Here is an 11,817-nt window from a genome sequence, read left to right on the forward strand (position 1 = left end):
CCAAATGATATACGACTTTCACTGTTTCTTCCGAGGTGGAACCAGCCGGGTGACGGCTGCGACGGTGTCGGCGAGCCCCGTACACGTGACCACCGGTTCGGGCGGCCGACTGAAGTGGGATGTCCAGCCCTGCCCGGCGGTCACAATGGTGGGTTGCCGGCCCGGCAGGCTGCTGAGGGCGGCGATCACGTGCGGCGTGCCGGGCCGCCGGGCGTGACTCCACGCGACCACGACAGCGGGTCGGCATCGGCCGGCCGCGTCGGTGACCGCCTCGACGGGCAGCCCGGAACCGAGGTACAGCGAGGCGATCCCTTGCTCGGCGAGCGCGGCGGCCAACGCGTCGAGGGCTGCCTCGTCGCGTCGATCGTTCACGCCGACGAGCAGGACAGACACTGGTGTTCCGGCCGCCGGTCGCGGCACGGCGGCGAGGACCTCGCTGAGGCAGCGGGCAAGGATGCGTCGGGCGACCGCTTTGCGTGGCCGGCTGTGACCGGCCCGGCTGATGTGGATGAAGGCGGGAACGGCCAGTGCATGCCAGGTGTGCACCACGCCGTGCGTGGTGGCCGCGAGCATCAACGCCTCCCGCAGGGCTGACACGTCCATGCGTCGAGCGGCGCGGGCGAGGCTGCGGGCCGCGACCTGCGTGCCCGCGTCGACGGAAGGAGGGCTGGCGCGGAGCAGCTCGATCTGTTGGCGGGCCCGCTGGGCTGCCTCGCCGGCGGGAACCCCACGCGCGGTCAGTTGGGCCATCACCGTCAGCAGCGCCACGTCGGCCGGGGTGTAGCGGCGGTGCCGGCCCGCTTGATGGGCAGAGGGTCCGACCCCGTATCGCTGGTGCCAACTCCGCAGTGTTGTCGGCGCCACGCCGAGCCGCCGGGCGACCGCTCCGGCCCGCAGCCCGGCGGCCGTGAATTGTTGGGGACCGTCGGCAGGCTGGCGGTCGCACCGGCTGCGCGGGGCGCGGGTCTGCCGCTGGATCCTGTCTTCGTTCACCAGCAGCTCGCGGTCCGCGGATCGAGCCGCGCGATGTGCACGAGCAGCGACGACTTGTACGGCCCGCGGCGGCGAGCACGCGTCTGCGGTTTTCGAGCCGCGGACGCGGTCCGGATGCCGGTCGGTACGGCGTGCCGGATGCCCAGTCCGCGCGCAGCGGCGGTCGGTGACCGGGACGGCCGGGTGCGCCGCACGCTCATGGTGTGGTGGGTGGCCGGGGCGTCGAGCGCGTATGTGGTCGCTGCTGGTTCATCAGCTGACCGATCTTCCGGTCGATGCCGCGGTGCGTCTCGCAGCACGGCGGTGTGTCGACGAGGATCCGCTGGATGTCCGTGACCAGCTCGGTCAGGGCGTGCATCTGGTCGTTCATGCGGCGGACCCGGGCTTCGCGCGCCCCGAGCTGCCGGCGTGCGGTGGCGAGGCGTTCGTAGTCGGCCACCGGCAGGATGACGACCTCTTCGCCGCCGATCGTGGCGCGCTGGGGTGTGGGAGGTTTGCTCACTGGTCACCCCCTCCCGCCCGGGTGGCCGGCCAGGAGGGTGCGAGTAGCTGGCAGCAGTCGTCGTCCGGTGGCCGGGAGATGTCCGCAGTGCGGATCGGGTGGGCCTGCTCGATAGTTTCTCCCCCGCCCCGGCCGACCAGTGCTCGGAGCACGGGCCGTCGAATCGCGTCGCCCGCAGTCGCCAGGCTCGTCACCGTCTGGCTGACGACCTGGCCGGAACGGTCGCCGGTGCGGGGCGGGTACGCCATCGGAGCGGGTGCTCCAGGTAGCGCGTGGCGCAGGTGCGCGTCGAGACGTCTCTCGGGTCGCTGCCGATTACAGCCATTGGAGAATTCTTCTCGGTGCTTCGACAGCAGGCAGGCGCGGCGGGCCGATCCGGTCACCGAATCGAGTCGGGACGGAGTTGCGGAGCCGTTCGGCACCCGATCCACCTCAGCCTCCTCTGCTGGCCGTTCTGATATCGGCAGGAGGCAGGTGTGTGATGGAGCGCAGCGTCACGCAGGGTACTGCGGCTCACCGTCGACCCGCCCTCGAAGGTCGCCGAACCCGCCACACGCCGGTACGCATGTGGGCAGCGGGCAGGTCTTCGGACTCGTGGGCGCGGGCCGGAACAGCCCCGGTCTCCTACTGGCCGTCACTTCCCAGGCCCGGACGGACCCAGTGTGCTCGACGGCGGTCGTTCCCACTCACCGCTGCGGGGCAGTCCCGGACTTTCATCGGGTTCCCTCTTACGCCCCCACGCCTGGCTGGCGTGGCGGACCGGCTGCGGCAACAAGGATACCGCGTCCATCGGTGGCCGTCGGATCGCTACCGATTCTCGTCGATGAGCAGGCGGCCGGCGACTGGTGGCCGGGCACGTCGGGCCCCAGTCGCGGCGTTCGCAGACCCGGCAGACGTCCTACGGACCGCGGCGGCTGGCGCGAGTCGCCAACGGGTTATCCGATGGCGAGGTGTATGCCGATGCCGAGGAAGGCCATGGCGCTGATCCGGTGCAGCAGGCGAGCGGAGCGACCGGTGGCCAGTCTGCCGGCGAGTCGACCGGTGACCAATGCGAGCGCGATGTCGACGGTGAGCTGTACGGCGACGAAGACGGCACCCAGCACCAGGAGTTGGGCGGTGACGTGCCCTCGGCTCAGGTCGACGAACTGGGGCAGGAACGCGATCGTGAAAAGGATCATCTTCGGGTTGAGCAGGTTGGTCAGCAGGCCCCGGCCGGCCGCCTGGCCCAGCCCGACGGTGCTGGGCACCGCATCGGGCTGCGTCGTCCGGGGATTTCCCGGTCCACGGAGGGCCAGGAGCCCAAGGCCGATCAGATATGCGGCGCCGGCATACCGGATCGTGGCGTACAGGGCCGGCGAGTTGGCGATCACGACGGACAACCCGGCGATCGCGATGGCCACGTGGACGATCTCGCCGACGGCGACGCCGATCGCGGCGGCGATGCTGGCCCGGGCGCCGTAGCGGACGGCGTTGGCCAGCACGTACAGCATGTCCGGGCCGGGGGTGAGCATGAACAGGGTGATCATGCCGAGGTAGCCGACGAGGGTGCCGGCCGGCAGGTATCCGAATTCGTTCATACCAGGCCGGCCTGGCCGGCGAGGGCGCGGCGGAGCGTGAGGCGGTGCTCCCGGCGGATCTGCGCCTCCTGGTAGCGGCGGCGGTCGTCGTCGGTCTCCGGCGACAGTGTGGGTACCGGTCGCGGTTGTCCGTTGTCGTCGACGGCGACCATCACCAGGTGGGCGGTGGCGACCAGGGTGGGTGGGACGGCCCGGTCCCACCGGTCGGCCGTGACGGTGACGGCGATCTCCATCGAGGATCGGCCCGCCCAGGTGATCCGCGCGTCGACGTGAACGACGTCACCGACGCGCACCGCCTGGAGGAAGGCCGTTTCGTCGATCGCGGCGGTGACGGCCGGGCCTTCGGAGTGGCGGGCGGCGACCACGCCGGCGACGGCGTCGATCAGGTTCAGGATCCGGCCGCCGTGCACGGTGCCCATCAGGTTGGTGTGGTGCTGATCCATGATCTGCGACAGGGTCAGCTGCGACGCGGACGGTGGGCGGCTGGGCAGAATCGTGTCGCGCACGGGTTTCCTCGAGGTGGTCGTGGCCCTCGGGCAGGAGGGCAGACCACACCGACCGTAGGACGCCGTGGTGGGCGGCCCTGGACGGGTACGCGGTCCGCCCGACCCACCCGCGAGGCCGGCGGCAGCACACACCCGGTCGGCGTGTGCGGCGCGGGCAGGTCTTCGGACTCGCGGGCACGTCGGACCGAGGTCCGCTCTCCTACTGGCCGTCGCTTCCCAGGCGCGGGTGCGCCCAGTGCCGGTGACGGCGGTCGTTCCTGCTCACCGCTGCGGGGCAGTCCCGGATTCTCACCGGGTTCCCTCTTAGACGCCCCGCCCGTCAAGGCGGGGCGAACCAACGCTGACGCCGATGGTAGCCGCCGCCGTCCCACTGTGTGGAAGGCAGAAGCGTCCTGCAACGCGGAAGTGTGCGGATCGTCTCACCAGCGCGGCGCAGGCCGGGTCGGCTCACAGCGCGGCGCAGGCCGGGCACGGGTACACCGCTGTCGCCGCGTCGGGACGGCCGGATTGCGTGACCCGCGGCTCGCGGGCGTCGTTTGGTGCTCGGGCGGAGGCGTCGTCATGCTCCACGGTCGGCGCCCCGCCTGGCGGGCTCGAAGCTGGGTGTGGTGTGGAAGTTCGCTCGGCGGGCGGCGCGGCGGAAGGCACCGAGGACCGCCGGGCCGGTGAGGGTGACGAGGATCGCGGTGGTGACGGCGCGGCCGGTGTCCCAGCCGAGCGAGGTGACGGTGAAGAAGGCGAAGTACCGCTGGAACTGTTCGAGCAGGGGCAGGCCGGGTTGGTAGGCGATGGAGCTGGCGGGGTCGAGGGAGAAGGGCCAGAAGGACAGGTTGAGCATGAACCCGAACAGGTAGCCGCTGACCGCCGAATAGCAGGCCAGCAGCGCGATCTCCGCCTTGCCGCTTGCTTTGGGTAGTAGGCCGGCGAGCATGCCGACCCAGGCGCAGCCGAACATCTGGTACGGCATCCACGGGCCGACGCCGCCGGTGAGCAGGGCGGAGGCGAACAGGGAGGTGCAGCCGAGCGCGAACCCGAACCCGGGGCCGAAGACCCGGCCGGCGAGGACGAGGATAAAGAAGACGGTCTCGATGCCGGCGGTGCCGGCGCCGAGTGGCCGTAGTGCGGCGTTGATGGCGGAGAGGACGCCGAGCATGGCGAGGGCTTTGGCGTCGATGCGCCGGTCGGCGATCTCGGCGAAGACGACGGCGAGGACGAGGACGAGCAGGGCGCCGAACATCAGTGGTGGGGTTTCGGCGGCGCCGAACGTGCCGGGGGCGACGACGAACGGCCAGAGGAAGGCGACGAGGCCGACGAACGACGCCATCACGATCGTCGCCGTCGCCCGGGCCGGGACCTGTACGGCGGTCACGGCTGTGCCTGGGGTGTGTCGAGGGCGGCGGCGACCTGGCCGACGGTGAGGTACGGCAGCGGGGCGAGAATCTTCGCGACCTGTGGGGCGAACGTCGGTGACGCGGTCAGGACCGTCGGGGCGGGGCCGTCGGTGACGATGTCACCGTCGGCCATCACCACGACCCGGTCGGCGGCGGCGGTGGCGAACTCGACGTCGTGGGTGGCCACGACGATCGCGTGCCCCTGGGTGGCGAGTTGGTTCAGGGTGCGGACCAGGGCAGCTTTCGCGGTGTAGTCGAGTCCTCGGGTCGGTTCGTCGAGCAGCACCACCCGGGGTGTGACGGCCAGTTGGATGGCCAGGACCAACGCCAACTGCTGTCCGGCGGACAGGTCACGGGGGTGTGCGGTGTCGGCGATGCCGGGGGCGAGGTCGTCGAGGAGCCGCCGGGCGGTTCCCGGGGTGGCGCCGTCACGGTCGGCCTGGTCGAGTTCGGCGCCGACGGTGTCGAGGTAGAGCAGGTCGGTGGCGGTCTGTGGCACCAGGCCGACCAGGCGTCGCGCGTCGACGGGCGACAGCTTGGCCGGGTCGCTGCCGCCGGTGCGGACGGTGCCGCCGGCGCGGCGGCCGGCGCCCTGCAACGCCCACAGCAGGGACGACTTGCCCGATCCGTTGCGGCCCATCAACGCCACCACCTCGCCGGCGTCGAGGGTGAGCGTGACCCCGCGGACGGCGACGACCGGGCCGTGCCGGACCACCACTCCCCCGGCGGTCAGCGCCACCTCTCCGTCGGCGGGTGGGGTGCGGTGCGGAAGCGGTGGTGTGGCCGGCAACCGCACCCGCAGCGTGGCGGTGTGTCGGCGGGCGTCGCGGACGGACAGCGGTGGGGGTGTCCAGCCGGCGAGGCGGCCGAGGTGCACGATCGGTGGGGCGACGGTGCTGTCGGCGAGGAGGGTGGCCGGGTCGCCGTGGGTGGCGGTGCCGTCGCCGTCGAGGCGGATGAGGCGATCGGCGTACGGGATGACGCGTTCGAGGCGGTGTTCGGCGAGGACGACGGTGATCCCGAGGTCGTGCACGAGGCGGGTGATCGTGGCGAGGACGTCCTCGGCGCTGGTCGGATCCAGCGCGGAGGTCGGTTCGTCGAGAACGAGTACCCGGGGGTGGGCGGTGAGTGCGGCGCCGATCGCGACCCGCTGCTGCTGTCCGCCGGACAGTTCGTGCAGGCCCCGGTGGCGCAGGTCGGCGAGGCCGAGCAGGTCGAGGGTCTCCTCGACCCGGGTCCGCATCATCGTCGGGGTGAGGGCGAGTTGTTCCATGCCGTAGGCGAGTTCCTCCTCGACGGTGTCGGTGACGAACCCGGCGACCGGGTCCTGTCCGACGACGCCGACGAGTTCGGCGAACTCGCGCGGTGGGTGCTCGGCGGTGGACCGGCCGGCGACGGTGACCCGGCCGGTGAGGGTGCCGCCGGTGAAGTGCGGGACGAGGCCGTTGATCGCGCCGAGGAGGGTCGACTTGCCGGAGCCGGTGTGCCCGACGACGAGGCACAGTTCACCTTCGTCGATGGTGAGGGTGACGTCGCGCAACGCCGGTCGGCCGGTGTCGGCGTAAGTGATGGCGACGTGGTCGAAGCGGATCACGGGTGGGCTCCGGCGGGCACGGCGATCGGTCTGGGGCGGGGTGGTGGGGGTGCGGCGAACGCGGCCAGCGCCGCGAGGAGGATCGCGGCGGTGGGAAGCAGGGGCAGGGTCGGCCACGCCAGCGGGTACAGGCCGGGGTTGAGTTCGGCGGGGTCGTAGCCGGTCCCGGCGGTGAGGACGACGGCGGTGATGATGCCGCAGCCGGCGACGACCCATTCCGGCCACTGCCAGGGGTCGGGGCGGTAGCGGCTGCGGGAGACCCGCCGCCCACCAACGGCCAGGCCGATGACGCTTAGGACGATGCCGGCGGTGAGGGCGCCGAGGCTGACGGAGCGGGGCACGCTCGGATCGAGCAGCCCGTAGACGCCTACGCACAGGCCGGCCATCCCAGTCAGCATCAGGGCCCCGGTGAGACGCCGGGAGGTGCGGGTGGCGGTGCCGGTGCGGCCGTAGCCTCGGGAGTCCATCGCGGCGGCCAGCCGCAGGGACCGGTCCAGGGCGTCGTGTAGCACTGGCAACGCGATCGCCCGTACCGCCCGCAGCCCCCGGGACCGGCCGGCCCGTAGCCGGCGGGCGCGGGCGACCCGCTGCACGCTCTCCACGAGTTGCGGTGCGACGCTGAGCGCGACGGTGACGGCCACGCCGAGTTCGTAGAGGGCGCCGGGCAGCACCTTCAGGGCACGTTTCGGGTTGGCGAGGCTGTTCGCGGCGCCGATGCAGCACAGCAGGCAGGCCAGCCGCAGCCCGTCCAGCGCGGCGGACAGGGTCGCCTCCAGCGACACCGGGCCGCCGATCTGGATACCGGCGTACCAGTCGGGAGTCGGCAGGTGTGGGAGCCGGAACAGAACGTGGTCCTCGGGGGTGACACCGGTGGCGAAGACGATCCGGAACACGACCCGGATAACGATGATCGACAGGGCGAGGATCAGGTAGTAGTGGAACGCCCTCGCCCAAGGTGCGTCGGTGCGGCGGGCGGTGACGACGAAGCCGAGTACGGCGAAGACGAGGGCCAGCAGCAGTGGGTTGCTGGTGCGGCTGGCGGCGGTGGCCAGGGCGAGTGCCCAGAGCCACCAGGCGACCGGGTGCAGCCCTCGGGGCAGCCGCGCGGCGCGCAGTCCCGCGGTGTTCACGCCGGCCCGGACGCCACGCGCGGACGCGTGCTGATGGAACTGCGGGTCACGGCGCCGGCTCCTCCGGCGGTACAAGGCCGGGGTCGGTGTGGCGGCGGCGCCAGCCGAGTACCGCGCCGCCGATCCCGAGCAGGACGAGTACACCGACGGTGATAAGCAGCGGCCCGGCCGACCCGCGCTCGGCCGGCGCGGCCCGGGTGGGTACGGCGTCGACGACCGTCGGGCCGCCGTTGTCCTCGGTGCTGGTCGAGCCTGCGCCGCTGTGCGACGCGCTCGGGTACGCCGAGCCGGACGACCCTACGGTGGGCGGGGGCGTGCCGGGAATGCCGGCCGGACCGGTCGGCACTGGCGCCGTGGTGGGAACGCCGTCGCTGGTGGCGGGTGGTGGGGGTGCCTGCACTGGCGGCGGGTTGCCGGCGGGGGCGGGCCGGCTGGTGGTCGGAGCCGGGGCTGGTGGTGCGTTCGGGATCGGGGCGGTGTTGTGCGCCCGGACGCTGTCCGGGCTGAACGTCGGCCGGCCCTTGGTGCCGCCGATGTCGGTCCCGCCGAAGATCCACAGGTCGACGCTGCCCGGCTTCGGTTTGTAGCTCATCGCCCCGAGCTGGCTGTACTCCCAGCTGTTGGCGCCGGGATCGGCGTGCCAGTACGACCAGTACGCCGACGCCGGCGGGGTCAGCACACACCGTTCTTCGGTCGGCGGCGGGTACTGAGTGCCGTTGCGGAAGCCGGAGTACCCGATCCGGCAGATGAACGCCGGTCCGTCGTGTCCGGTGCCGGCGGTCTTCCAACCGCCCTGGTTCAGCAGTTGGTAGCCGGTGGTCGGGGTGGTGCCGCAGGAGCGCAGCAGTGGGCCGCCCCACCGGCTGAAGTCCACGGCGAGTATCACCCCGGAGCGGGTGGTGCACTGACCCAACGGCAGCGGCGCCGCATACGCAACCGCCGGTGCGATGAGCGCCGCCGTCTGCAGCACGGCCAGGGCGGCGACGGCGGCGCCGATACGGCGGATCATGACGGGCCTGCCGTGTCGGTGATGGTGCGGCGTCGGCGGGCGAGGAGGAGCAGGACCACACCGGCGACGATCAGGAGCAGTGCGGCGAGTGCCAGGGAAATGATCGACCCGCCGGTCACCGGCATCGCGTCCGGCGGCGGCGTCGCGCTCGGTTCGCTGGATACCGACGGCGACGGGGATGGTGAGGTCGACGGGGACGGTGATTGCGACGGGGACGGGGACGGTGTGGGGTTGAGGTCGTGCACGTCGCGTAGCAGGGTGCCGAACGAGATTCCGGTCGCGCCGCCGACGACCTGGGTCGAGGCGCGCACGTCGGAGCCGGCCTGTCCGTCGGAGGCGACGTTGAACCCGCCGTCGGGGTTCTGCTGCCTGGCCAGGAACGCCAGCGCCTTGCCGATCTGAGGGGTGTAGGTGCCGCGTCGCAGCGTCATCCCCTGGATTGCGAGGGCGGTGGAGTTGGTGGAGATACCGGCCGCGCCGGGGAAACCGCCGTCGGCCTGCTGCTGGCTGGTGAGCCAGGTCAGGGCCTTGTCGACGGCGGTGACGGCGTCCGGGTCGTCGGGGAGCATCGCCAGGGCCATCGCGGCCATCGCCGTGCTGTCGACCTCGTCGCCGCTGCCCTCGGCCGGGATCAGGCTCGGGAAGGCGCCGTTGGCCCGCTGCAGGCTCTTGAGGAATCCGATCGGCGCGGCGGCGTCCTGTGCCTGTCCGGCCCGCAGTTGGGCGATGATGCCGAGGACCTGCGCGAACACCGACGGTGCGTTGCGGTAGTTCCCGGCAGCGGCGCAGCCGGTCGCCTGGTCGGCCCGGGTGCAGGTGATGTCCCGCAGCGCGGTGATCAGATTGTGGCCGCCGAATGTGGTCGGGTCGTGGCCGGTGGCCTGGGCGAGGACGGCGACCTTGCCGATCGCGCCGCCGGACGGGAACTCGGTACCGATCCCCAACCAGGTGTCGACGGTGAACTCGCTGTCACCGACCTTCCCACCGCCGCGGATGAAGTCGGTGATCGCCGCCAGCTTGGCGTCGTCGAGACCGGCGGCGGCCAGCGCGAACGCCCCGTCGATCGTCAGCCCGAACTCGGGGAAGCCGGGGAACGATTCGTAGTAGCGGCCGTCGACGAGCTGCGTCGGGGCGACGAGCCACGCCACACCCTTGGCCAGATCCGGTGTCGGACCCTGCGGCGGCTCCCCACCGAGCCGGTGCGTCAGGGTGGCGAGATTCTGCCCGGCCAGGGCGGGCAGCGCGCCCGAGGTCGCGACCAGATCCGACTCGGTGACCGTCGCGTCCGCGGTCAGGCCGCCGTCGGCGGTGGTTCGGGCGGCGAGGAACCCACGCGCCGCCGCGACCGGCTCCGCCGCCCCGACCGCGAGCAGCCCCTGCGCCGCCAAGGCGGTGGTGTAGCTTTCCGCCGCACCGGCGCCCAGGTAGGGCAGGTAGCCGCCGTCGACCTGCTGCGCCCCGGTCAGGTAGGTCTTCGCGGCGGTGATCTCGGTGCTGTGGCCGCCGAGGGCGGACAGGGCGAGCAGCGCCGCGCCGGTGTTCGCCGGATCGGGGGTGCACGGGTCGCCGGGTGCGATCAGCGAGTCGGCGAAGCCTCCCCCGGCGCACTGCCACTGCAGCAGCCGGTCGACGGTCGCCTGCGGTGGGGTGATCCCGGCCCGGTCCAGGGCAAGCAGCGCGAAAGCGTGCGTCGACGGGGCGTACGAGCCGGCGAAGTCCCCGGCGGCGGTGCAGCCCGCGCCGACGTCGGCCCCCGCGCAGACCCGGTCGGTGAGCACCGCCAGCAGGTCCCGGCCGTCGACGTCGCGTGGGTCGCCGCCGGTGATGATGGTCAACAGTGCGAGGCTGGCGGCATTCGTCTGGTTCGGCAGCGCGCCGGTGCCGTCGGGGAAGACCGCCGCGTCGACGTGCGCGACAAGGTAGTCGCGAATCTTCGTCAGGGCAGGGTCCTGTCCGCCGGAGGCGGCGAGGCCGGTAGCGACCACGATGGTGCGGGTGTAGTCGACGAACTCCCCGTCGGGGTTGTACACGTGGTCACCATCGGTTAGCTTCCCGACCAGGTAAGAGGCTGCGGCGGCGACCTGCGCCTCGGTCGGCGGGGCGCCCGGCCCGCCGGGACCGGCGGTCGGGGAGACGGTCGGCGACGGGGTCGGGCCGGCGGCCCGGACCTCGTCCGGGGTGAACGTCGGCCGGCCCGTCGTACCGCCGATGTCGGTACCGCCGTAGACCCACGCCTGCACTTCACCCGGGCCCGGCACCTTCCCCATCGCACCGAGCGGACTGTACGTCCAACCCGCCTGCCCCGGCGGCGCGTACCAGTACGACCAGTACGCGGACGCGGGCGGGGTGAGCTGGCACGCCTCCCGCTCCGGCGTCGGATACTGCGTGCCGCCGTCGAAGCCGGCGTTGCCGATCCGGCAGATGAAGCCCGGCCCGTCGTGCGCGGTGCCTGTCGTGGTGAACCCGGCCTCGTGCAACAGCTCGAATCCGGTCGTCGGGGTCGCGTCGCAACCGCGCAGCACCTGACCGTTCCAGGGGCGGAAGTCGACGGCGACGATCGCACCGCGGCTCGGCGTACACGCCTCGATCGGATCGGCGGCGGCCACGGCCGCCACTGCCACCCCGGTCACGGTGAGGGTGAGCAGTGCGGTGACGGCGGTCCAGAGGCGGGACCAGCGGCGGGTGAGGGACGGCATGGGCGACTCTTCCAGAGGTAGCGGCGTAGATACGGCCGCCGCCCCGGCGTCTTGCCCGGTGCGGTACCCGCATCGTGACCTCGACGACGCTGACGCATCTCCAGCCAGGTAATCCGACTCGTCCCGACGCTGCGGAACCTACGGCTGCGGGCCAGTGCCGGGATTTGACCGGCTTCCCCTGGGTGCTGGAGCACTTCATCGCAACACAGTGGTCTTGCCAGCGTCAATCGCCGACCGATGTCGGCTGGGTAACAGCGCGACGTTGATCGTTGTCGTAGCGTCACCGCCGTCGACGTGTGGGGGAACCCGGTCACAAGTCCGGGGCTGACGCGCAACGGTAGGGGTGCGACTTCGCGCCCGAGCCCGAACACCCGCGCGGCGACGCGCCACCTGCGGTATCCGTCCCACGCGCCCATGGG

Annotated in this window: 10 protein-coding genes and 3 riboswitches; all 10 genes read right to left on the bottom strand. The window is 72.3% G+C overall.

Going from position 1 to position 11,817, the window contains the following annotated elements:
* Positions 1 to 18: 18 nt before the first annotated feature.
* Positions 19 to 993, bottom strand: a complete 975-nt coding sequence (locus ACN28A_RS33970) for a MerR family transcriptional regulator (protein WP_421402494.1) — start codon at positions 991 to 993, stop codon at positions 19 to 21.
* A 196-nt stretch (positions 994 to 1,189) separates the two neighbouring features.
* A complete protein-coding gene (locus ACN28A_RS33975; RefSeq protein WP_421402496.1) occupies positions 1,190 to 1,495 on the bottom strand; it encodes a hypothetical protein in 306 nt (101 codons plus the stop codon).
* The gene (locus ACN28A_RS33980; RefSeq protein WP_421402497.1) at positions 1,492 to 1,743 is read right to left on the bottom strand and encodes a hypothetical protein; all 252 of its coding nucleotides are present in this window, start codon (positions 1,741 to 1,743) and stop codon (positions 1,492 to 1,494) included. The genes ACN28A_RS33975 and ACN28A_RS33980 overlap by 4 nt, the downstream gene beginning before the upstream one ends.
* Positions 1,744 to 2,055: 312 nt before the next feature.
* Positions 2,056 to 2,274, bottom strand: a riboswitch (cobalamin riboswitch).
* A gap of 156 nt (positions 2,275 to 2,430) precedes the next feature.
* The gene (locus ACN28A_RS33985) at positions 2,431 to 3,072 is read right to left on the bottom strand and encodes a LysE family translocator (protein WP_421402499.1); all 642 of its coding nucleotides are present in this window, start codon (positions 3,070 to 3,072) and stop codon (positions 2,431 to 2,433) included.
* Entirely contained in the window at positions 3,069 to 3,578 is a 510-nt protein-coding gene (locus ACN28A_RS33990; protein ID WP_421402501.1) for an acyl-CoA thioesterase, read from the bottom strand. Before ACN28A_RS33990 ends, ACN28A_RS33985 begins: the two co-directional genes overlap by 4 nt.
* Before the next feature lie 136 nt (positions 3,579 to 3,714).
* Positions 3,715 to 3,932, bottom strand: a riboswitch (cobalamin riboswitch).
* Between the two features lie 205 nt (positions 3,933 to 4,137).
* Entirely contained in the window at positions 4,138 to 4,947 is an 810-nt protein-coding gene (locus ACN28A_RS33995; protein WP_421402503.1) for an ECF transporter S component, read from the bottom strand.
* Complete coding sequence (locus ACN28A_RS34000) at positions 4,944 to 6,563, bottom strand: ABC transporter ATP-binding protein (protein ID WP_421402505.1); 1,620 nt, start codon at positions 6,561 to 6,563, stop codon at positions 4,944 to 4,946. The genes ACN28A_RS33995 and ACN28A_RS34000 overlap by 4 nt, the downstream gene beginning before the upstream one ends.
* Complete coding sequence (locus tag ACN28A_RS34005; protein WP_421402507.1) at positions 6,560 to 7,693, bottom strand: CbiQ family ECF transporter T component; 1,134 nt, start codon at positions 7,691 to 7,693, stop codon at positions 6,560 to 6,562. Before ACN28A_RS34005 ends, ACN28A_RS34000 begins: the two co-directional genes overlap by 4 nt.
* A 46-nt stretch (positions 7,694 to 7,739) precedes the next feature.
* Complete coding sequence (locus tag ACN28A_RS34010) at positions 7,740 to 8,702, bottom strand: hypothetical protein (protein ID WP_421402509.1); 963 nt, start codon at positions 8,700 to 8,702, stop codon at positions 7,740 to 7,742.
* Positions 8,699 to 11,398, bottom strand: a complete 2,700-nt coding sequence (locus ACN28A_RS34015; RefSeq protein ID WP_421402511.1) for a prenyltransferase/squalene oxidase repeat-containing protein — start codon at positions 11,396 to 11,398, stop codon at positions 8,699 to 8,701. The genes ACN28A_RS34010 and ACN28A_RS34015 overlap by 4 nt, the downstream gene beginning before the upstream one ends.
* Positions 11,399 to 11,658: 260 nt before the next feature.
* A riboswitch (cobalamin riboswitch) is annotated at positions 11,659 to 11,791 on the top strand.
* The last annotated feature ends 26 nt before the right edge of the window (positions 11,792 to 11,817 follow it).

It is taken from the genome of Plantactinospora sp. WMMB782 (assembly GCF_049179135.1).
Lineage (GTDB): Bacteria > Actinomycetota > Actinomycetes > Mycobacteriales > Micromonosporaceae > Plantactinospora.